The organism is Rickettsia endosymbiont of Gonocerus acuteangulatus, from assembly GCF_964026435.1.
Classification (GTDB): domain Bacteria; phylum Pseudomonadota; class Alphaproteobacteria; order Rickettsiales; family Rickettsiaceae; genus Rickettsia.
In genome coordinates this window covers 1,337,025-1,358,959 of record NZ_OZ032147.1, presented here as the reverse complement: position 1 = coordinate 1,358,959, position 21,935 = coordinate 1,337,025, and the positions used below count along the sequence as shown (strand labels likewise).

Genomic DNA, 21,935 nt, shown 5'->3' with positions numbered 1-21,935 from the left:
GAATGCATAACTGGAATTTTATGCGGTTTATGGTATGATAATAAATAATATGGAAGCTAATAATTAATATGTCTGAAGTTAATCCTCGTGTAGATTTAGCATTTAAAAAAAATCTTTGGAGTAGAAGAGAACAAGGATTTACTAATATCGCTTGTTAATTCGATAGTAGGCAAGGAAGATCAAATTGTAGAGGTGACACTACTTAATCCGTATAATCCGAAAAATTTTAAAGCAGATAAACTCTCTGTACTTGATATTAAAGCACAAAGTGAAAGCGGTAAAATATTTAACGTTGAAATACAAGTAACGGATGAAGCGGAGTATGATCAAAGAGCCTTATATTATTGGGCAAAAATGTATACGCAACAATTAAAAGAGGGAGACGATTACTCAAAGTTAAATAAAATAATAGGTATTTATATTCTTAATTTTACAAGTATTACGGACACAGATAAATATCATAATGTTTTTAATTTACATGAAAAAGACACCGGCTTAAAATATTTTTATGATATAGAATTACATACGATAGAGCTTAATAAGTTTGTCAAGAGTGCTAACGAAGACATATCGGATATAGTAGAAAAAGTTAAAAATGCTTTAGATATATGGCTAGCTTTTTTAACACGTCATGATTTGCTTAATAAGGATAACCTTACTAAAGAGCTAGATAATAAAGATTTAAAAAAAGCGTTAACAGTACTTGAGATAATAAACTTTACTAAAGAAGAAAGAGAAGAGTATGAAGATCGCTTAAAGTGGCTTAGAATTGAAACTAATACTCTTAAAAAAGCTGAGGCTAGGGGTGAGGCACGAGGTGAAGCCCGAGGTGAAGCTAGAAGAAATATTGAGATAGCAAAGAACTTACTACTTGATGGTATAAATATAAATACAATAATGAGAGCTACAGGGTTAGTTATAGAGGAAATTGAAAAACTAAAAACAGAAATTGAGGATCTTAAGAAATAATTTAGAACTTTTGAACAAAATGAAAAAAATTTACTTTATAGCAGGTGAGGCGTCAGGGGATTTTGCTGGTGGTCGGATAATTCGAAATCTAAAAGATGATAAAGAATTAAAGATTATCGGAATAGGAGGACGAAATATGGAAGAAGCTGGCAATTTTGAAAGCTTATTTCCGGTATCTGAAATAAATTTGATGGGTTTTTTTGAAGTAATACCTCATATTTTTAGGATAAAAAAATTAATTAATAAAACCGTTGAAGATATAATAAATCATAAACCTGATATATTAATTACCATTGATTCGCCAGGATTTACTTACCGTGTGGCAGCTAAGGTAAGGAAGCGTTTGCCAGAACTTAAGATGATTCATATTGTTGCACCATCAGTTTGGGCTTATAAAGAGGGCAGGGCAGCAAAATATGCAAAAATCTATAATTGTTTATTTGCTCTACTACTTTTTGAGCCACCATATTTTACTAAAGTGGGGCTTGATTGTAGGTATATAGGTCACCCAATAATGGAGCAGGAGTTTTATAGTGATAAGGCAGCTTTGCGACAAGAGCTTAAAATAGATGAGGATACAAAAATTTTATGCGTTACTCTTGGAAGTAGAAAAGGGGAACTCTTAAGGCATCTACCAATTTTTATCCCTGCTATTGAAAAAGTTTATGATGACCATAAAAACCTTATGGTGATATTTCCGCTTGCAAATCCTGATCATGAAAGAATAATAAAGCCTTTTTTAGAAAAGGTTAAGTTTAATTATATATTCTCATATGAAAGCTTGAAAAGCTATGCTGTTTCTGACTTAGCTTTAGCCAAATCAGGTACTAATACTTTAGAGATAGCAGCGTCCGGTACTCCTATGATTGTAGCGTACAAAGTTAATATTTTTAGTTTTATTATTATTAGGTTATTGATAAAAATCAAATATGTTACTTTAATTAATATAATAGGGAATAGAGAAATAATTCCGGAATTTATTCAATTTAATTGTGAAGCTAATCTTATTAGTTGTAAATTAAAAGAGTTATTGTTAAATCCTCAGAAAATTGATAAGCAAATAACGGAAAGTCACAAGATTTTACAGGAGTTAGGTTTTAAATCAAATATATATCCGTCTTATTTAGCTACAAAAATTATTAGACAAGAATTCTTAAAATAAATTTGTTAAAAGAGAAAGATTTTTGCTTGAACCGCTCCAAAGCATTTTTTGTGTCATAAAAAACATTAATACTAATATAACAATAAAATATATTTCTATACTTTTTTGTATAGTATTAATCTGTTTCATTAAAGCTTTTAAATCATGCGAAATTTTCTTTTGTTCTTCAATAGTGTCAGAACGCATTGTCATTAAGAAGCCTGAAATGCTTCCTAATTTATTATGCAAAGATTTTAGCTTATCGCTTTCGTTATTTTTTGGATCGTTGTCTTGATCTTGTGTCATACTATATAATACCTATTATTAAGATCAGTATATATACCTTTTATACTTCAAGATTTGATAAGCCAAATTTCGAGGTTCGCCTGTGCTTACGTACTTTTGTACTGCTTGTACAGGCTTACTACTTATTTGAATTCCATCTTTTGAAGTATCTACAGTATACCTTTGATATTTCGAAGGTTGGTAAGCCAAATTTCGAGATTCATAATTTCTAAAATAGAGTGATGTTTACTATAGTCTTTTAATATAATCCAAATATTTCAGTGCTAAATTTTTAAAACTATTGATCTATTTCATAAGAAGTATATAATTATTAGCAAATATATGATCTTAACCAAACTTTAAGTTATTTCTACTACATATTATTTTAAATGTCAAGAAAAAACCATATTTCATGGTAATATTATTATTTTCTAAGTTTTATAAAAAATGTTAAAAAATATATTAAAAATCAAGTTTTTTTTAGCCATACTATCTTTAATTATATTTATTACTATATTAAACTTCAGTGTATTTTATATTTTTGTACCGGGTAATTTAGCTCAAACTAAGACAATAATTATCGAGCCTAAATTATCTATAAACCAAATAGTTACAAAACTTTATTCTAATAAAGTAATAAAATATCCGGAAGTTTTTAAGATAATTGCTAAAATTTATTCCATAAAAAATCCTATTAAAAGTGGTGAATATATTTTCACGCATAATATATCCCCTCTGCAAACTTTAAGAGTTTTAGCAAGCGGCAAGTCTGTAATACATAAAATAATAGTGTCTGAGGGTACTGTAGTTCAGGAAGTTGTAAAAAAAATTAACGAAGAAACACGCTTAGTAGGTGAGATAAAGGTAGTTATACCGGAAGGCTTTTTAATGCCATCAACTTATTTTTTCTCATATGGTGATCAAAAAGAGCGAATAATCAATCAGATGAGAAATCTAATGTCTAATAACTTAGATAAAATAATGATAAATCTCTCACCTGATTCTCCACTAAAAACTAGACTTGATATATTAACGCTTGCTTCTATAGTAGAAAAAGAAGCGGGTTCTGATGCAGAGAAGCCTATTATTGCCGCAGTATTTCTTAATCGTTTAAAAAAGAATATGAAGCTGCAAGCTGATCCTACTACTATATATGCTTTAACTGAAGGGAAATTTAAACTAGCAAGAGCTTTAACTAAAAAAGATTTATTGCAAGAATTACCATATAATACTTATTATATTAAAGGCTTGCCGCCAGGACCAATTTCTTGCCCATCATTAAAATCTCTAGAAGCAGTTGTAAAACCTGCTAAAACAGATGCATTATTTTTTGTAGTTGATGGAAAAGGTGGGCATAATTTTTCTAATAACCTTAATGATCATAATAGATTTGTTGAGATGTATAGGAAGAGTTCAGTAAAAACCCCTATAATTGACCCTGAAAAACCAAAAGAAAATTATGAATAATAGTGAATTTAGTAAAATAGCTGAGACAGTAATTGCACATATAGCAGACAGGATTGAAGAACAAAATCAAGATATAGATATAGATCTACAAAGTGATATATTAAATATTGATACCGCTGACGGCACATATGTAATAAATAAACAAAGTGCAGCTAAGGAAATTTGGTTATCATCTCCTATTAGCGGACCTTACCATTTTTTCTATGAGCAAGGAAAATGGAAAAATAGAGCCGGACGAGAGCTAATGAGTATTTTAAATGATGAACTTGGAGTTGATTTTTAAAAAGTTAGCTAGATTTACATAAACTTAAACCCTTGTCAATAACATCAGAATCTATATTTAGACAGTCAAGAATTGAATGAAAAACATAATCATGGCTAATTTCATTATTGGCATAATTTTTAATTGATGCTACTGATTCAGGGTGCTTTAGCTTAAACTCATCTGACATCCAAACTAGAAAGGGTACAGTTGTTTGTTCTGCAATTAACGGTCCGCCGTGACCATAATAGCCATTTTCCCCTAATGATTCGCCATGATCAGATACATATAATAGAAGTGCATTTTTGTCTTTTAGTAAATCAATCAAATTAGATAAAAAAAAATCAGTGTATAAAATAGAATTATCGTAGCTATTAACAAGTGCTAGCTGCTCACAATTACTGGCGTCGGACTTAATTTTATCACTGCAAATAGGAGTGAATTGCTCAAATTCTTTAGGATATCTTGCGGTGTAATTCCAGTGGCTACCGGATGTGTGAACTACTATAAATTGTTTACTTGAATTTGAAATTATTTCTTGTACAAAAGGAAGCATTTTCCCGTCATGATCATTTAAAGAAAATAAAGCAGAGCCCCCTGGTACTATAGTAAAATTAACATCATTATAGATAGTGCCTAAGTCAAAATTTGCAAAATTTCTCATTAAAGTTTGCGTACCGATCCAAGTAGTATTAAATCCTAAATTAGTTAAAACTGATAAAAAACTATTTTCAAGTTTATTATCTTCAATTTTACTTGCAGGATAACGTGAAAGTAATGAGGGTATAGAAATATAAGTTAAGTTTGATGCGGATTTAGCTTTAAAGGAAGTAAGATTTTCAATATTTTTCAATCGAGGTGTTGTATCACGCATATAACCGTTAATACCAAAATGATCAAATCTTGCGGACTCTCCTATGACTAAAACGCCAATAATATCATTATCAGAATTATCTACGAAATTATACTGCTTACTGATATCTATTTGAGCATAATTTTTACCTCCTAGGCTTCCAGCAAAATTAGGATAAGTATTATGTAAATACTGAACAGGAAAGTAATTTTTTAATATTTTAAAAGATGGAGTAATGATATTATATAAAAAGATAAGTAAACACGCTGCGGATAATAATTTTGTGACAAAAGATTTAGTATCAGAAGTGGCAAAAGATTTGAGTGTGTAAAGACAAGCAAATAAGCTAAAAATCATCCATATTATCAATTTAATACTTGTAAGTTCATAAACTTCGTTTAAATCTGTTGAGAAAAAACTACCAATTACTTGCTTAGTAGGAGTTATTTTAAAGAAATAAATATAATAGCTAGCTATTGCAGAAGTGATAAATAAAAAGCATGAACCAATTTTTAATGCTAATCTATGTACGCTAAGACCAAAAAATGCTATAAAAGAAAATATATAAATATAGCAGAAATCTTTTGATAGTTCTAATATTCCTCTAAAGATTGTTGCTTTATAGTAATCAAATTTATAAATTAATATTGCACTATTGAATAATAAGCAGTAAATAAAGGCTAAAATTGCTGATAATTTAATTAATTTGATGTCTAAATGTTTCGGAATATTTTTTAGCATATAATACAATAATTATGTAAATTTTGTACACACAACCTATCATGATCATAAATAATCTTCAAGAATTTTATCGGCTTTTATTACCGAATGCACCTCTTATCTCTATTGATTACGGCAGCAAAAAAATAGGTGTTGCTATATCTAATCAAGAACGTAATATAGCCATGCCGCTAAATATTATCACTGAAGCAAGTAAAAAAGCGATCATAGCTTCTTTACTTGATAAAATTGAACAATATAAAGCTTGCGGTATTGTAATAGGCTTGCCTATTGATATGAGCGGAATGCAGACAGAGCAATCAGCTATAGTAATAAAATTTGCCGAAGAATTGACAAAATCTATAAATTTACCTATATATCTACAAGACGAACGACTCACTACAAAAGCCGCAAATAATTTTCTCAAATCATTCGGTATTAAACGAAAAGAGCGTAATAATAATGATGACGCAGTAGCAGCTAGTATGATCTTAGAGACAGTCCTTAATTCTATTAACAAACTTTAGGTTTTGAGTCCTTTAAGACGATTTTGCTTGTATGAAACAGTTTTTTTTGTCAACCCCTGGCTTGCTAACTAGGTCCAGTTAAAAAATATTAATAATATTAGTATTTTTATTATTTTTTCTGGATTCCGTGGTCAAGCCACGGAATGACATTGAGTGCCTTTTTAAAGCCATACAAGCGAAGCCAATTCTAGTGGACTATTTGCTAACCTAAAAAATATGAATCTATTTTATGAAACAATTAATATTACTATATAAATAATTTTTATTGAAGATTTAAACTACTGGAAAGAAAAATTTGAAATTTGTGAATATGCTAAAAAACTTCTTGATAAAATTGGGGATTTAAACGCCAAAGTAAAAAATCCTATAGATCTTGATAAAGTCAAAAAAGGTATTTATTACGCTCGTAAATATCATGGCTTGCAAATGCGTCAATCAGGTGACCCGTACTATTCCCATCCTATTGAAGTAACTATAATGCTTGCAGAATTTGTAGCGTATGATGCTCAAAGCTTTACAACGCTATTATGCTACAAGCAGCATTACTTCATGATACTATTGAGGATACCGAGCTTACTGAAGCAATGATTACTGAGATTTTTGGTGCAGAAGTTGCAAAGCATGTAGAAGGTCTAACCAGAGTTAAACCTACTGGAAAAATAAGTGCCGAAGAAAGTCTTAATTTACTCATCAAACAAAAAAGATATGATACTGTACTTATAAAACTATTTGATCGTATTCATAACATACAAACTTTAGAATCTAAGTCCCCTGAAAAGCTTATAAGATAATTAAAGAAACACTAAGAAAATTTTTAGTTTCTGCTATACATTTAGAATGTTACGAGATTGAAGAAAAGTTTAGTAACATATGTTATAAATTTCTAAATAATTATAAATTGTAATTTACAAATAACCAGCTTTCTTTTCCAATTCCTGAAAATGATTAAGACCAAACATACAAGTCACAAGTAATGGTACCATAACAATAAATAACCCATACTGACCAAAATATTTAGTTAGATATATAATCCCGAATGAAGTAATTACATACATTAAAGCTCTAGAAATAGCATATATCATGCTGCTATAGCTTAATGCGATAAGGTAGTGACTTATAGTATGAGTTGGATTATACTAAATGAAAAACTTATGGCAAAGGCATATTCATACGATTTAAGAATACGAGTAATAAAAAGTTTAACAGATGGTATAGCATAAATCATTAAGATACTGACAATTTAATAGTATTAAAAACAGCATCATAAAATGTTTCAAAATCTCCTACAACTTTCCTAATTTCATTTTTTATCTTAAACCAGTAATGCTCTATAGGATTTAAATCAGGAGAGTAAGTTGGTAAATACAATATGGTACAACCAACGGATTCAATTAACTCTTTAACTTTAGAATTTTTATGAAAATTAATGTTATCCATAATAACGGTTTGCCCAGGTTGTAATTCTGTAATTAATACATCCCTAATATAAGTTTTAAAGACCTCTGTATTACAATTACCTTCAAATATTACAGGAGCAATAAGATTACCATTACAAAGACCAGCTATCATACTTATTCTAAATTTATGTTGATACACCTTTTCTCCATAACACCTTTGTCCTATAATGCTCCATCCATACTCTTTGCAAGCATTATCCTCTATTCCAGATTCATCAAGATATACTAATTTGTCTTTTGTGATGGTTTGTATCTTTGCTATAAATTCATTTCTTAATTTAATATCTCTTTTCGGATGAAAATGAGTTTTGTTTATAGCTATAGCCAAGTTTTCTGATTTGTCTTAAAATAGTTACAGATGCAATATTACCCCATTGCTTTGCTAACTCCTTTGATGTTTTATTCATATTAGCTTTAAAAAATTCTTTAAAAGATTCTGAATCTTTTATCTTATGACTATGTCCTTTCTGATAATCAGTTGCTGCTTCTAAAGTACCTTGCTTATCTTTTAATTTTTTCCATTTATATATAGTATCACGACTTACATTAAATAATTTACTTACCTTACTTATTCGTATCCCTGCTTCTACAGCTTTTATAACTCTTAGTCTTAGTTCTATTGCATATGCTCGTGCCATATCTCTTTACATGCTTGTTAATATTTGCTTACTATAACATGATACTCTCGCTCTGTCAGTACCTTAATGACTTATGCTATAAGTAGAACAGAACCTATTTAAAATAATAAGATTTTAAATAGGTAATGATGAACAGAAAATATAGACACTTATCTCGAGAAGAGAGATATGAGATAAAAAGAATGTATGACCTAGGAGTCAGTATTAATAAGATAGCACAACATCTTACGAGGTCTAAAAGCGCTATTAGTATGGAGCTAAAAAGAAATAAGGTAAAAGATAAGTATATGCCTTGTGTTGCTCAGGAAAAATATGAAAACAGGATGTATCAGCAAGAGTTATTAAAAATAGAAAAGAACCCTATGTTGTTAGATTATATTAAAAATGCTATGATTCGCAAGAAATGGTCGCCGGATGCTATAGCCGGAAAGTTAAAACTAGACAAAAATACAGCTTTGTGTATCAGTACAGAAAGTATATATAGATTTGTTTACACTTCTGCAGTAGCAGCTAAATTAAAGTTATATAGCTATTTACCTTCTAAAAGATATAAAAGGCAAGAAAGAGGGAAGAGGCGTCAAAGGATCATTATACCACAAAGGATCTCAATACATCAGCGTGATGCAATAGCTACGAAAAAGGTAGAAGTAGGGAACTTTGAGGCAGATCTTACATTTCATAAAGGTAATCAAAGTATGAATATTGGTGCACTGGTGGATAAAAAGAGTCAAAAGATTATTTTAGTGCTGAATAACTCCAAGAGAGCTACAACAGTTACCAATGGTTTTTTAAGAAAGATAAAAACTCTTCCAAATAGTGTGAGAAAGACTATTACTATGGATAATGGCAAAGAGTTTGTGGGGCATGTTGCCTATAGACTATCTGGGTTTCAAACTTTCTTTTGTGATCCATACCGCCCTAGACAAAAAGCATTAGTGGAAAAAATGAATTCTATGATTCATAGAATTTTACCTAAAAATACAGATATTACTACCGTTACACAAAGAGGTCTTGACAATGTTGCTGAGATTTTAAATAACATGCCAAGAAAGATTTTTGGTTATAAAACCCCCAATGAAATTTGGGCAGAAAATTTATAGGTTTTGTTCTACTTAGTCCTTGCATTTTCATGTGCTTACTATAACATGATACTCTCGCTCTGTCAGTACCTTAATGACTTATGCTATATATACTGCTTGCACAGGCTCACTACTTATTTGACTTACCAACTTTTGAAGTATCTTCAGTATATAGATTTTTTTTATCAATGTGTGCTTTTGCAGCTTTTTGAAGTAATGTAATCAGGGCTGGATCATCAATTTTTTGCTGCTTTTCAAAATTATCTTCAATATCTTGTTCGTAAGAATCTAATTTAATGTTCATATATTTAATACTTCAAAACTTACGCTATGAGTAAAAAAGTGATAAATTATTGTAAAAATAATTAAACATGTCAAAGAGGATAAAGTTGCAAGCAATACCAATTAATAGGACAGATTATTGTCAATTTTTAATAGTTAGCCAAAAGAATTATAGTTTAACCTACTACGCTGAACATGCAAAGAAATGTAGTCATGATGTTATTAATAGATTTTTAAGGAATGAAAAATATACACCTTCTTTGTTATGGGAACACATCAAGAATGATGTTATTTTTTCATCTAATGGATATACAATATTTGATGATACGGTTTTAAATAAAAGGAATACGAAGCAAATAGAAATTGCAAGATCGCAGTACAGTGGAGCTACAGGTAGAGTTACTAAAGGTATAGGAGTAGTGAGTCTGGTATATTATAACCCTGATATTAATAAGTTTTGGGTAATAGATTATCGAATTTTTGCACCTGATCATGATGGAGCAACAAAACTAGAACACCTATTAAACATGTTAAATAATGCTGTTTATAGCAAGAAGATTCCTTTTCAAACAGTACTTTTTGACACATGGTATTCTACACACAAAATTATGCAACATGTTGACTCTCTGGGGAAATATTATTATGCCCCTATTAAAGCCAATAGAAACGTTAGTAAAATGCACGATTCTAAACCTTATAAAGCTGTAAAAGAGTTGACATTTTCAGATGAAGAGATCAGGCATGGAGTAGAGATTCATATAAAAGGCTTTGCTAAAAATAAGCATGTTAATTTGTTTAAATTTACTGTTTCTACCAACAGAGTTGAGTATGTTGTTACCAATAACAAAACTCACAAATCTTCTAAAGCTGCACAAGATGAGTGTGGCTTTCGATGGGTAATTGAGAGCATGCACAGAGAAATTAAGCAACTTACTGGGATAGAACGTTGTTAATGCAGGAAACAGCGTATTCAACGTAATCATATTAGTTGTGTATTTTTAGTTTGGGCATTTCTCAAAAGGACTGCAAATACAATCGGTAAAACGGTTTACCAAATAAAGTTAGGGCTTTTAGATGACTATATGCAACAACAGCTGCGTTCTCCATCTTTACGATATTTAGAACCAAACATAGCGTAAGTTTTGACTTAAAATTTATTGCTCACATATTATATTGTAAAAATAGCCCTAGTAAGTTATAATAACAAGCAAATTTATTAAAGTAATTTTACTATGTTTATTCAAACTGAAGATACCCCAAATCCTGATGCAATAAAGTTTTTTCCTGGAAAGGAAATAAGTACTCAGCCTATATTTTTTAGTGAGCGTGCTGAAGTAAAAGGAAAAAGCAAAATTGCAGAATCGCTATTTAATATTAATAATGTTAAATCAATATTTTTTGGTAGTGATTTTATAACTGTTACTAAAAAAGCTGAAAGTGATTGGCAAGCGATAAAGCCGGAAGTTTTAATGGTTATTATGGATCATTTCGTTGCGGGCTTTCCAGTATTTGAAGAAAGTGCTAAAGTAGATGATGTAAACCTTGAAGAGTTTTCAGACATAGAGAAGCAAATCATCGAGATTATTGAGACAAGAGTGCGTCCCTCTGTTGCACAAGATGGTGGTGATATAATTTATAAAGGTTTTGAAAATGGTGTAGTAAAGTTAGCATTACGTGGTGCATGCCTTGGCTGCCCTAACTCTACTATTACTTTAAAAAATAGCATTGAATCGATGCTGAAACATTTCGTACCGGAGGTTATAGAAGTCGAGGCTGTTGAAGAGGAGTAAATTTCTTTTCTTTGAAGAATCGTATAAATACGATTCTTCAAAGAAGCTTTAAAATAATGAATATTCAAGGTGGAAAGCGGTTCCCACCTTGAATATAAATTTAGTTTTATCTATTCTTCTTTTACATCATTAATTGTATCATCTTGATTCCATATAACATACTGTAACTTAACATCTTTTGGAGCATAGATTACAATAGGTAATTTGCTATTATATCGTATAAATGCTTCATCTTTTAAAACTATATTAACCGGTTGCATAGTTGCTTTTACGTTTGGGCATGCCATCATTGTACTAGCAGGATGGTCATCAACTTTATCTATTACGTAATAATTATATCCCCATCCTTCTAAAGTTTTTTCTTCTAGCCTACCGCCAAACCAGACATGATTACAATCTTTCATTGTCTCCTTTGTATAGCATAAATCATTAAGATACTGACAATTTAATAGTATTAAAAACAGCATCATAAAATGTTTCAAAATCTTCTACAACTTTCCTAATTTCATTTTTTATCTTAAACCAGTAATGCTCTATAGGATTTAAATCAGGAGAGTAAGTTGGTAAATACAATATGGTACAACCAACGGATTCAATGAACTCTTTAACTTTAGAATTTTTATGAAAATTAATGTTATCCATAATAACGGTTTGCCCAGGTTGTAATTCTGTAATTAATACATCCCTAATATAAGTTTTAAAGACCTCTGTATTACAATTACCTTCAAATATTACAGGAGCAATAAGATTACCATTACAAAGACCAGCTATCATACTTATTCTAAATTTATGTTGATACACCTTTTCTCCATAACACCTTTGTCCTATAATGCTCCATCCATACTCTTTGCAAGCATTATCCTCTATTCCAGATTCATCAAGATATACTAATTTGTCTTTTGTGATGGTTTGTATCTTTGCTATAAATTCATTTCTTAATTTAATATCTCTTTTCGGATGAAAATGAGTTTTGTTTATAGCTATAGCCAAGTTTTCTGATTTGTCTTAAAATAGTTACAGATGCAATATTACCCCATTGCTTTGCTAACTCCTTTGATGTTTTATTCATATTAGCTTTAAAAAATTCTTTAAAAGATTCTGAATCTTTTATCTTATGACTATGTCCTTTCTGATAACCAGTTGCTGCTTCTAAAGTACCTTGCTTATCTTTTAATTTTTTCCATTTATATATAGTATCACGACTTACATTAAATAATTTACTTACCTTACTTATTCGTATCCCTGCTTCTACAGCTTTTATAACTCTTAGTCTTAGTTCTATTGCATATGCTCGTGCCATATCTCTTTACATGCTTGTTAATATTTGCTTACTATAACATGATACTCTCGCTCTGTCAGTACCTTAATGACTTATGCTATAGCTTGCAATTTTACTTTTAAATTTTCTTCATTAGGCTTATTAGGTAAGTAAATTACATAACGTTTTTGATCGCTAAGAGGTTTAGGGTAGGGTGCAATATCCTTTAGTGATCTATTATTATCGGCTAATAAATTAGTACTAAGAAAGCATAGTATAAAAAATGATATAATTTTCATATGATTTACTCCTTTGGGATAGTTGTGATGTCATTCCTAGCTTAAGTCTTATGTGGATTAAGTTTTCTCGTCACCTAGTGAACGAGTCTATAGTACCGGACAGTTATTATTATATGTCATTCCTGCTTCCGCGGGAAAGCATTGTTGCGTGGATCGAGAGTCGTCATTAGGAGGAAATTACGAAGTAATCCAGTAAAAAATGCTAACTTTATAACATTTTTTATTATTTTTTTCTGGATTGCCACGCTCCTTACAGTCGCGTAGCTCAGACGATTTGGTATCCACGCAACAATACCTCCACGGGAATAACATATAAGGTCACCTACATCTGAATAAAATATAACACTTTTTTTAAACTGTCCGGTACTATAGAACGAGTCACGGGGTGACACCTAGAATGTTTTTCGATCCACGACCCTTAAGTGAGAATGATATTTTAATCTCTTTTCTTTCTTAAAAAAGCTGGTATATCGTGAATGTCAGATTCTTTAGTATCTTCATCGGGCATACTAACAACAACATTTTTTCGTTCCGGAATTTGATTATTATTTTGTGTACGTAGTGACCCCCACATCCTTACAAAGAAAGATGATTTAGGAGTTTCTCCAGCATCATTAGTAAGACTTACCCTTGGTTCCATATCATCGTTGGTTGGATTAGGGGCTTGGTCTTGAGAGTCAGCAATTTCTGCTTCGTCGTTACTATAGCTGTTAAAATTAGGAATTTCTTCAATATGAACAGGTTGATCTCCTTGAGTAGACTGAGTTCTAAGTTTTGTCTCCTCATCTTCTTCGGTAGATGAGTCTGTAGCACTAGAATTAACAGGTTTATAAAGCGGTATTTTATCTGCATCAATGCCTGTTGCAACAACTGAAACCCTAATAATCCCTTTTAGCTCAGGATTAAATGTTGAACCAAAAATAATATTAGCATCTTTATTATTTACTTCTTCTCTAATTCTATTAGCAGCGTTATCGACTTCAAATAAAGTCATATCTGGTCCGCCTGTAATATTAATTAATACACCTCTAGCACCACACATTGAACTATGATCAAGTAATGGATTAGAGATTGCAGATTCTGCTGCTTTGGTAGCTCTATCCTCACCACTAGCCTCGCCTGTACCCATCATAGCTTTGCCCATTTCGCTCATAACAGCTTTGATATCAGCAAAGTCAAGATTGATAAGACCTGGCATAATCATTAAATCCGTGACGCCTCTGACCCCTGCATGCAGTACATCATCTGCCATTTTAAAAGCATCAGCAAAAGTAGTTTGCTCGTTGGCAATACGAAATAAGTTTTGATTTGGTATCACGATTAAAGTATCAACACACTGTTGTAAATCTATAATTCCTTTATCGGCAGTTTTCATACGATGCCCACCCTCAAAATGAAAAGGCTTAGTTACTACTCCAACTGTTAGAATTCCAAGTTCCTTAGCAATTCGTGCAATAACTGGTGCAGAGCCAGTACCAGTACCGCCGCCCATGCCTGCTGTAATAAACACCATGTTACTATTTTCTAGATAATTGCGAATTTCGTTTTCTGATTCTTGTGCAGCTGCTGCTCCAACTTCAGGGGCAGCTCCAGCACCAAGACCTCTAGTTGTAGAGAGACCAAGTTGTATTTTGTTTTCACAACGAGAATATTCTAATGATTGTGCATCAGTATTAGCTACTACAAAATTAGCTCCTTGCAGATTAGCACCAATCATATTATTTACTGCATTACTACCTGCACCCCCAACACCAAAAACTGTAATACGCGGTTTTAATATTATATTTTCTGGTGCTTTTATGTTTATTAAAGCCATGATAATCGTTTATTTATATTATTATGATTTAAGTATAATAGAAGATTTAGAAATTTCCATAATCTTTTAAGAAAATTTATGAATGCTACCAGTCAAGGTTAGTTTTTGCAGCAAGTTCTATCGCTTGTTCTACAGTAAAATCTTGATCTAAAGGAAAAACAGCATAAAGGCTCTCTATATTTCCGTTAAATGAAAATACTATAAGTAAGTAGAACAGAACCTATTTAAAATAATAAGATTTTAAATAGGTAATGATGAACAGAAAATATAGACACTTATCTCGAGAAGAGAGATATGAGATAAAAAGAATGTATGACCTAGGAGTCAGTATTAATAAGATAGCACAACATCTTACGAGGTCTAAAAGCACTATTAGTATGGAGCTAAAAAGAAATAAGGTAAAAGATAAGTATATGCCTTGTGTTGCTCAGGAAAAATATGAAAACAGGATGTATCAGCAAGAGTTATTAAAAATAGAAAAGAACCCTATGTTGTTAGATTATATTAAAAATGCTATGATTCGCAAGAAATGGTCGCCGGATGCTATAGCCGGAAAGTTAAAACTAGACAAAAATACAGCTTTGTGTATCAGTACAGAAAGTATATATAGATTTGTTTACACTTCTGCAGTAGCAGCTAAATTAAAGTTATATAGCTATTTACCTTCTAAAAGATATAAAAGGCAAGAAAGAGGGAAGAGGCGTCAAAGGATCATTATACCACAAAGGATCTCAATACATCAGCGTGATGCAATAGCTACGAAAAAGGTAGAAGTAGGGAATTTTGAGGCAGATCTTACATTTCATAAAGGTAATCAAAGTATGAATATCGGTGTGCTGGTGGATAAAAAGAGTCAAAAGATTATTTTAGTGCTGAATAACTCCAAGAGAGCTAAAACAGTTACCACTGGGTTTTTAAAAAAGATCAAAACGCTGCCAAGTAGTGTTAGAAAGACTATTACTATGGATAATGGCAAAGAGTTTGTAGGGCATCTTGCTTATAGACTATCTGGGTTTCAAACTTTCTTTTGTGATCCATACCGCCCTAGACAAAAAGCACTAGTGGAGAAAATGAATTCTATGATTCATAGAATTTTACCTAAAAATACAGATATTACAACCGTTACACAAAGAGGTCTTGACAATATTGCTGAGATTTTAAATAACATGCCAAGAAAGATTTTTGGTTATAAAACCCCCAATGAAATTTGGGCAGAAAATTTATAGGTTTTGTTCTACTTAGTCCTTGAATTTTCAAAATCCTAGTTCTCCTAAAACTAAAGCTAATGCATCACAAGAAAAATCACTAACCTTACCTTTTACACTATTCGCAGCATCGTTAAGGGCGGGATTTGTAGGCCATTGATACCATATTGTATAGCATAAGTCATTAAGGTACTGACAGAGCGAGAGTATCATGTTATAGTAAGCAAATATTAACAAGCATGTAAAGAGATATGGCACGAGCATATGCAATAGAACTAAGACTAAGAGTTATAAAAGCTGTAGAAGCAGGGATACGAATAAGTAAGGTAAGTAAATTATTTAATGTAAGTCGTGATACTATATATAAATGGAAAAAATTAAAAGATAAGCAAGGTACTTTAGAAGCAGCAACTGGTTATCAGAAAGGACATAGTCATAAGATAAAAGATTCAGAATCTTTTAAAGAATTTTTTAAAGCTAATATGAATAAAACATCAAAGGAGTTAGCAAAGCAATGGGGTAATATTGCATCTGTAACTATTTTAAGACAAATCAGAAAACTTGGCTATAGCTATAAAAAAACTCATTTTCATCCGAAAAGAGATATTAAATTAAGAAATGAATTTATAGCAAAGATACAAACCATCACAAAAGACAAATTAGTATATCTTGATGAATCTGGAATAGAGGATAATGCTTGCAAAGAGTATGGATGGAGCATTATAGGACAAAGGTGTTATGGAGAAAAGGTGTATCAACATAAATTTAGAATAAGTATGATAGCTGGTCTTTGTAATGGTAATCTTATTGCTCCTGTAATATTTGAAGGTAATTGTAATACAGAGGTCTTTAAAACTTATATTAGGGATGTATTAATTACAGAATTACAACCTGGGCAAACCGTTATTATGGATAACATTAATTTTCATAAAAATTCTAAAGTTAAAGAGTTCATTGAATCCGTTGGTTGTACCATATTGTATTTACCAACTTACTCTCCTGATTTAAATCCTATAGAGCATTACTGGTTTAAGATAAAAAATGAAATTAGGAAAGTTGTAGGAGATTTTGAAACATTTTATGATGCTATTTTTAATACTATTAAATTGTCAGTATCTTAATGATTTATGCTATAGTATGTGGGTTATATAATTCTTTAACACCTGAAACGCCATATTTTTCAATTTGCTGAGCTATTTTTAAGGCATTTTCGTCTTGTGCTTCAATTTTGGGCTTAAGTGTTTCGAGAGTATTGCTTGCTCTTTCAAGTGGACGCTTGTGATATTCATTAAATGTATCAACTACTTTATTATGCAAATCACATATTGTTTCATAATCTTTCTTGACCTTATCATTTTCATCAAAACGCTTAATATTTATATCAATCCATCTATCAGGTCCAACAACTATTATATCATTCTTAAAATTTAATGTGATATTTTTTGTGTTATAAGCTATATCTGCTAATTTAGTAGAGATTTTTGGTAAATCCAGAAAGTTATATACACCATGGTACAATGTAACATGGCATTTATTATGTTGATGCACAAGCCCTTGCGGTACTAGTTGTTTAGTAAGTTTTGTATTTATGTCTGTAAATTTTTGTGCTACTTCAGAGTTTGGTAAGATAGCTATCGCATATTCAACATAAGGGTCTGTCATAAATTAACTCCATATATAGTAAACTGATTTGAACGCATGTAGCAGGTTGTTCGTCGTCTTACCTTTTATTAGGCTCTACCCTCACTCCTATCACAATACATTATGTCTCTAATGTAATAGGTTTTATTTAGATTAGCAACTTTTGTTTGAAATGTTTAATAGTGGAACACCATTATTGTGACATGCTTTGATCAACGCTTTATCGTTAGTAGCCATGGGAAGTTCTTCATGCATGGCGAGCATTAAATAAGCTGCATCATAAGAAGTAAGATTATTATTACGAGCTACATTTATAAGTTCGTATGTGGAAAAGGATAAGTCTGAAATATTAATAGGTAAGGTATTTAACAAGTCTATAAACCTGGTTGAATCAGCTATATTTATTCTAGATCGTTTTTCTGCTATCAATAATGCACTAGTTATTTCAAGCTTTCAAAGGGGTGGTACTATGAATGTGAATTTATTACAATAATTTAGTGTAAGTTTTGAGTATTCATTAAATTCATCCTTAAAACACCAAGACATAGTTGTTGAGCAATCTAATATAAAAGGTTTTTGATTCATCTACGACCTTCCGTAATGAGTTCTTTTATAGTATATGGTGCTAGTGTTTTACCTTTATTAAATTCAGCAAACTTTTTTACTATATCTTCTGCTTTGGTTTTTGGTTTTTGTATTATAGGTATGATTTTTTCAACCGATGTATTATGCTTACAAATAGTAATTTGTTCTCCATCTTGTACACGTTGTATTAGATTAGAAAAATGTGTTTTTGCTTCTAACAAATTAATTTGATTAGATAAATTTTGCTTTATATAAGTAATATAATAAAAACTAATATTATATTAGCCTATTTATTATATTTTGTATAGTACAATTAATAGTTTAAATTAAATTTTTATAAAAACCTAAGATTGTCTAACCATTTTTTCAGGTACTACTATTTTATCGAATTCTTCTTCTGATAAAAGATCAAGTTTTTTTGCAGCTTCTTTTAAAGTAATTCCGTGCTTATGAGCTTCTTTAGCAATTTTGGCAGCATTATCATAGCCAATATGAGGATTAAGAGCGGTGACAAGCATTAAAGATTTATCACGTAAATCATTAATACGGGTTATATTAGGCTCTATCCCGTCTACACAGTGAGTGACAAAGCTATTTGTGGCATCCGATAGTAGCTCGATAGATTGCAAAATATTATATATTATTACTGGTTTAAAGACGTTAAGTTCAAGATGCCCGTTTGAGCCGGCAATAGTAACTGTAACATGATTTCCCATAACTTGAGTGCAAACCATTGTTAAGGCTTCGACTTGTGTAGGATTTACCTTACCTGGCATAATTGAAGAACCAGGCTCATTTTCTGGTAAATGCAGCTCACCAAGACCGCATCTTGGACCTGATCCGAGCAATCTTATATCATTGGCTATTTTCATCAGACTTACAGCTATAGTATTAAGAGTGCCTGAAAATTCTACGAGTGCATCATGAGCAGCTAAGCTTTCAAATTTATTAGGTGCTGTTTTAAAAGGTTGTTTTGTAAATTCTGCTACTTCTTCAGCAAATTTTATATCAAATCCTTTACGTGAATTGATGCCTGTTCCAACTGCTGTTCCTCCTTGGGCAAGTAGATAAACTTTTTTTAATGCGTCTTCTATTCTGTCTAAAGCATATTCTATTTGTGTAATATATCCGGAAAATTCTTGCTTAAGTGTTAGAGGAGTTGCGTCTTGTAAATGGGTGCGTCCGATTTTTATAATGCTGTCCCAATCTTTTGATTTATTTTGTAAAGCTGTGAGTAAATTATTTAAAGCCGGTATTAGCTTTTCTTTAGTTGCAAGCACGGTTGCTATATGCATAGCCGTTGGGAAGGAATCATTTGATGACTGTCCTTTATTGACATGATCATTAGGATGTACAGGAGATTTACCGCCTTTCATGCCGGTTAGCTCTTTATTTGCAATAGAGGCGATTACCTCATTCATATTCATATTTGTTTGCGTTCCAGAGCCTGTTTGCCAAACTACTAAAGGAAAATTATTGCTAAATTCACCATTCAAAATTCTGCTTGCAGCTTTGTCTATACTTTCAGCTATTTTAGGTTCTAGATCACTAAACTCGAGGTTAACTTTTGCAGCACATTTTTTTAATATAGCAAGGGAGCGGATTAGAATTTCTGGCATTTTTTGTTTACCTATTTTGAAATTTTCTAATGATCTTTGTGTTTGTGCTCCCCAATAAAATTTGTCTTCTATTTGAATTTCCCCAAAAGAGTCGCTTTCTGTTCTATAGTTTGTCATAAATCGTTAAATGTTATATAATTATTTATTTTATTCATAAAATGATCACTGATGGCATTTAAATCTAATTGCTCGGATAATTTAGCAAAACTATAGTATAATTTGTCTTTAATGGAAGCTTTTTTTAGATTTTTGGCAATAAATCTGATTGTGTTTTCTATCATGATGTCACGATTAAAACTATAAAATGTTTGCCAATTTTCGTCATGTGTTTGTTCAGGTGATTGAGGATAATCTGTATGTAATGGTTTAGCAATTACTGTTTTACCTTGATATACTTCAAATAGTGTATCACTAATTAATTTTTCATGCTTTAAATTATTAATTACTTTATCAAAAAAATTGCTCAGAACAATATTTGTAATTTCTTCTTCTTTAAATTCATCTAAGAATATATTTAAGTTGCTTTTCAAAGCTCTTAATAATTTGTTTGTTTTGTAATATATTTTGTGACATAACGCTACCGATTAGAATTAAATCTCTTTTGGGTATATTCCCCGCCGCTTGCGGCGTAATATGGCGGAATGAGCAAATATATACATAAAAGTCATAATGTTACGGTACTGCTGTATCACATGGTATTTCCAGCAAAATATCGCCGAGCAGTGTTTGACGTATCAGTTGATCAAGTATTACGAGAAATATGTTTAGAGATAGAAAAGAGATATCAAATAAAATTTTTAGAAATAGGGGTTGATGAAGATCATGTCCATTTTTTGGTACAATCTGTACCAACCTATAGCGTAACAAAAATAGTAACAACAATTAAAAGTGTTACAGCTCGTCAAATATTTAGACAGTGTCCACAGGTAAAGAAACAATTATGGGGTGGAGAATTTTGGACTGATGGATATTTTACGAGTACGGTAGGTAAGCATGGAAATGAGAATATGATAGGAAAATACGTAAAAAACCAAGGCAAGGAATATCAGAAACTGCATGAGGATCATCAGCTAGCTTTCTTCTAAAATACCCCGCTGCTTGCGGCGGGGATTACTTTTATTTAATAATAGTAACGCGAGAATTAGGATAAATCTTATCTCAATACTGAAAAAATAAAGAATAATGATAACGCAAATAATAGATTTACGTTATCATTTTAGTAATATATATAATTTAAGTAGACTAAATATTTATATGGAAGTAAACAAAAAACAATATTTGATTTGTTAAAAATATTTCAACTTTGTTAATGATCCCATAGTGAGTGAAAAATTATAGAAGCAGCATGCGATACGTTAAGGCTTTCTACTTTATCAGAAATAGGAATTTTGGCTAAATGATCACAATTTTCTTGAACCAATCTTCGCATGCCTTTATCTTCCGAGCCGAATACCAAAGCTATTTTATCTGAGATTAATTTATCAGTAAAATAATCATCGGCTTCCCCAGTGAGCCCTATAACCCAAAAGCCGTGTTTTTTTAAGTAATTTATACAAGAGTTTAAATTAGTTACTTTAATAATTTTTATTAATTCTAAAGTTCCACAAGCTGCTTTAGCTATAGTGCCATTTTCATTCGGTGAATTATCTAATGGTAAGATTATAGCATCTATATTAAAAGCTGCTGCACTACGAATAATTGCTCCAATATTTTGCGGATCAGTTATTTGATCAAGAATTGCAATCTTACATTTTGGATTTTTTATGTTGATATCTTCTATATTATGGGAAAAAATTGGCTTAACTTTAGCAGTTATTCCTTGATGGGTTTGGTTTTCTAACAATTTAGATAAAACATCATTATTAACAATTTTATAAGGCTTGGAGCTTATTAATTTTTTATTTGTATCAAAGATCATTTGAGTGCATAAAATATTCTCAATTTGACGCTTCGGATTGTTAAGAGCTGAAAATACAGGATGTTTGCCATAAATATAATAGTAATTTTTAGAATCCAGCTTTTTATTTTGCATGTTATTAAAA

Annotated in this window: 24 protein-coding genes and 4 pseudogenes; 13 read left to right on the top strand and 15 right to left on the bottom strand. The window is 31.0% G+C overall.

Features of this window, described 5'->3' with window-relative positions; translation table 11 throughout:
* Positions 1-111: 111 nt before the first annotated feature.
* Positions 112-969 carry an Rpn family recombination-promoting nuclease/putative transposase gene (locus AAGD55_RS08400; RefSeq protein WP_341792565.1) on the top strand — a complete coding sequence of 286 codons (858 nt, stop codon included), beginning with the start codon at positions 112-114 and terminating at the stop codon, positions 967-969.
* Between the two features lie 19 nt (positions 970-988).
* Complete coding sequence (lpxB, locus tag AAGD55_RS08395; protein ID WP_341792564.1) at positions 989-2,131, top strand: lipid-A-disaccharide synthase; 1,143 nt, start codon at positions 989-991, stop codon at positions 2,129-2,131.
* Here the strand turns inward: lpxB and AAGD55_RS08390 are convergent.
* On the bottom strand, positions 2,123-2,416 hold the full coding sequence (locus AAGD55_RS08390) for a hypothetical protein (protein ID WP_341791144.1): 294 nt from the start codon (positions 2,414-2,416) through the stop codon (positions 2,123-2,125). The genes lpxB and AAGD55_RS08390 overlap by 9 nt on opposite strands.
* 426 nt (positions 2,417-2,842) lie before the next feature.
* Here AAGD55_RS08390 and mltG point away from each other — a divergent pair, with 426 nt between their 5' ends.
* Positions 2,843-3,862 carry an endolytic transglycosylase MltG gene (gene mltG / locus AAGD55_RS08385; RefSeq protein WP_341791143.1) on the top strand — a complete coding sequence of 340 codons (1,020 nt, stop codon included), beginning with the start codon at positions 2,843-2,845 and terminating at the stop codon, positions 3,860-3,862.
* Entirely contained in the window at positions 3,855-4,145 is a 291-nt protein-coding gene (cyaY, locus tag AAGD55_RS08380; RefSeq protein WP_341791142.1) for an iron donor protein CyaY, read from the top strand. The genes mltG and cyaY overlap by 8 nt, the downstream gene beginning before the upstream one ends.
* Before the next feature lie 4 nt (positions 4,146-4,149).
* Here the strand turns inward: cyaY and AAGD55_RS08375 are convergent, their stop codons facing one another.
* Entirely contained in the window at positions 4,150-5,718 is a 1,569-nt protein-coding gene (locus AAGD55_RS08375) for a phosphoethanolamine transferase (protein ID WP_341791141.1), read from the bottom strand.
* Positions 5,719-5,759: 41 nt separating this feature from the next.
* Here AAGD55_RS08375 and ruvX point away from each other — a divergent pair, with 41 nt between their 5' ends.
* Positions 5,760-6,224, top strand: coding sequence for a Holliday junction resolvase RuvX (gene ruvX / locus AAGD55_RS08370; RefSeq protein WP_341791140.1), 465 nt, complete (start codon positions 5,760-5,762; stop codon positions 6,222-6,224).
* Between the two features lie 264 nt (positions 6,225-6,488).
* Positions 6,489-7,128: pseudogene (locus tag AAGD55_RS08365) on the top strand (HD domain-containing protein).
* A 320-nt stretch (positions 7,129-7,448) separates the two neighbouring features.
* Here AAGD55_RS08365 and AAGD55_RS08360 read toward each other — a convergent pair.
* Positions 7,449-8,319 (bottom strand): IS630 family transposase gene (locus AAGD55_RS08360; protein WP_341791139.1). Its coding sequence is split into 2 segments (ribosomal slippage): positions 7,449-7,991 and positions 7,993-8,319, totalling 870 coding nucleotides; the frame shifts between segments, so codons are not numbered across the junction.
* 125 nt (positions 8,320-8,444) lie between these two features.
* On the opposite strand from AAGD55_RS08360, the gene AAGD55_RS08355 reads away from it, so the two are divergent.
* Positions 8,445-9,419, top strand: a complete 975-nt coding sequence (locus AAGD55_RS08355; RefSeq protein WP_341790996.1) for an IS30 family transposase — start codon at positions 8,445-8,447, stop codon at positions 9,417-9,419.
* 109 nt (positions 9,420-9,528) lie between these two features.
* Here AAGD55_RS08355 and AAGD55_RS08350 read toward each other — a convergent pair whose 3' ends face one another.
* Positions 9,529-9,702, bottom strand: a complete 174-nt coding sequence (locus AAGD55_RS08350) for a hypothetical protein (protein WP_341792610.1) — start codon at positions 9,700-9,702, stop codon at positions 9,529-9,531.
* A 67-nt stretch (positions 9,703-9,769) separates the two neighbouring features.
* Here AAGD55_RS08350 and AAGD55_RS08345 point away from each other — a divergent pair, with 67 nt between their 5' ends.
* Positions 9,770-10,633, top strand: coding sequence for a transposase (locus AAGD55_RS08345; protein WP_341791138.1), 864 nt, complete (start codon positions 9,770-9,772; stop codon positions 10,631-10,633).
* A gap of 279 nt (positions 10,634-10,912) precedes the next feature.
* Positions 10,913-11,470 (top strand): NifU family protein, encoded by a 558-nt coding sequence (locus AAGD55_RS08340; protein ID WP_341791137.1) that lies wholly within the window; start codon positions 10,913-10,915, stop codon positions 11,468-11,470.
* Positions 11,471-11,580: 110 nt separating this feature from the next.
* On the opposite strand, the gene AAGD55_RS08335 is transcribed toward AAGD55_RS08340, so the two are convergent.
* From AAGD55_RS08335 to ftsZ, 5 genes and pseudogenes are all read right to left on the bottom strand, one after another.
* Positions 11,581-11,874, bottom strand: coding sequence for an ecotin family protein (locus AAGD55_RS08335; RefSeq protein ID WP_341791136.1), 294 nt, complete (start codon positions 11,872-11,874; stop codon positions 11,581-11,583).
* Positions 11,875-11,899: 25 nt separating this feature from the next.
* A protein-coding gene (locus tag AAGD55_RS08330; RefSeq protein WP_341791135.1) for an IS630 family transposase occupies positions 11,900-12,770 on the bottom strand; the annotation gives its coding sequence in 2 pieces (ribosomal slippage) (positions 11,900-12,442 and positions 12,444-12,770; 870 coding nt in all).
* Positions 12,771-12,841: 71 nt separating this feature from the next.
* Positions 12,842-13,027, bottom strand: a complete 186-nt coding sequence (locus AAGD55_RS08325) for an ecotin family protein (RefSeq protein ID WP_341791134.1) — start codon at positions 13,025-13,027, stop codon at positions 12,842-12,844.
* A 436-nt stretch (positions 13,028-13,463) separates the two neighbouring features.
* Positions 13,464-13,607: pseudogene (locus AAGD55_RS12425) on the bottom strand (cell division protein FtsZ); the annotation flags it as partial.
* Positions 13,608-13,846: 239 nt separating this feature from the next.
* A pseudogene (gene ftsZ / locus AAGD55_RS08320) lies at positions 13,847-14,843 on the bottom strand (cell division protein FtsZ); the annotation flags it as partial.
* A 251-nt stretch (positions 14,844-15,094) separates the two neighbouring features.
* Between ftsZ and AAGD55_RS08315 the strand changes: the two are divergent.
* Positions 15,095-16,069: an IS30 family transposase gene (locus tag AAGD55_RS08315; RefSeq protein WP_341791132.1), complete on the top strand. Its 975-nt coding sequence runs from the start codon at positions 15,095-15,097 to the stop codon at positions 16,067-16,069.
* Positions 16,070-16,096: 27 nt separating this feature from the next.
* Here the strand turns inward: AAGD55_RS08315 and AAGD55_RS08310 are convergent, their stop codons facing one another.
* Positions 16,097-16,261, bottom strand: a complete 165-nt coding sequence (locus AAGD55_RS08310; protein WP_341791131.1) for a hypothetical protein — start codon at positions 16,259-16,261, stop codon at positions 16,097-16,099.
* A gap of 38 nt (positions 16,262-16,299) precedes the next feature.
* On the opposite strand from AAGD55_RS08310, the gene AAGD55_RS08305 reads away from it, so the two are divergent.
* Positions 16,300-17,169 carry an IS630 family transposase gene (locus tag AAGD55_RS08305; protein ID WP_341791130.1) on the top strand — a complete coding sequence of 290 codons (870 nt, stop codon included), beginning with the start codon at positions 16,300-16,302 and terminating at the stop codon, positions 17,167-17,169.
* Between the two features lie 4 nt (positions 17,170-17,173).
* Here the strand turns inward: AAGD55_RS08305 and AAGD55_RS08300 are convergent, their stop codons facing one another.
* Positions 17,174-17,710, bottom strand: coding sequence for a hypothetical protein (locus tag AAGD55_RS08300; protein WP_341791129.1), 537 nt, complete (start codon positions 17,708-17,710; stop codon positions 17,174-17,176).
* Positions 17,711-18,014: 304 nt separating this feature from the next.
* On the opposite strand from AAGD55_RS08300, the gene AAGD55_RS08295 reads away from it, so the two are divergent.
* On the top strand, positions 18,015-18,182 hold the full coding sequence (locus AAGD55_RS08295) for a hypothetical protein (RefSeq protein ID WP_341791128.1): 168 nt from the start codon (positions 18,015-18,017) through the stop codon (positions 18,180-18,182).
* Positions 18,183-18,270: 88 nt separating this feature from the next.
* Here the strand turns inward: AAGD55_RS08295 and AAGD55_RS08290 are convergent, their stop codons facing one another.
* The 3 genes and pseudogenes from AAGD55_RS08290 to AAGD55_RS08280 all read right to left on the bottom strand — a co-directional run bounded on the left by AAGD55_RS08290 (position 18,271) and on the right by AAGD55_RS08280 (position 20,466).
* Positions 18,271-18,525 carry a type II toxin-antitoxin system prevent-host-death family antitoxin gene (locus AAGD55_RS08290; RefSeq protein ID WP_341792563.1) on the bottom strand — a complete coding sequence of 85 codons (255 nt, stop codon included), beginning with the start codon at positions 18,523-18,525 and terminating at the stop codon, positions 18,271-18,273.
* Positions 18,526-18,618: 93 nt separating this feature from the next.
* Entirely contained in the window at positions 18,619-20,010 is a 1,392-nt protein-coding gene (fumC, locus tag AAGD55_RS08285) for a class II fumarate hydratase (protein ID WP_341791127.1), read from the bottom strand.
* A pseudogene (locus AAGD55_RS08280) lies at positions 20,007-20,466 on the bottom strand (hypothetical protein). The gene fumC and the pseudogene AAGD55_RS08280 overlap by 4 nt, the downstream one beginning before the upstream one ends.
* Positions 20,467-20,534: 68 nt before the next feature.
* Between AAGD55_RS08280 and tnpA the strand changes: the two are divergent.
* Positions 20,535-20,978, top strand: a complete 444-nt coding sequence (gene tnpA / locus AAGD55_RS08275; RefSeq protein ID WP_341790826.1) for an IS200/IS605 family transposase — start codon at positions 20,535-20,537, stop codon at positions 20,976-20,978.
* 221 nt (positions 20,979-21,199) lie between these two features.
* On the opposite strand, the gene rlmB is transcribed toward tnpA, so the two are convergent.
* Positions 21,200-21,925, bottom strand: coding sequence for a 23S rRNA (guanosine(2251)-2'-O)-methyltransferase RlmB (gene rlmB, locus AAGD55_RS08270; RefSeq protein WP_341791126.1), 726 nt, complete (start codon positions 21,923-21,925; stop codon positions 21,200-21,202).
* Positions 21,926-21,935: the final 10 nt, after the last annotated feature.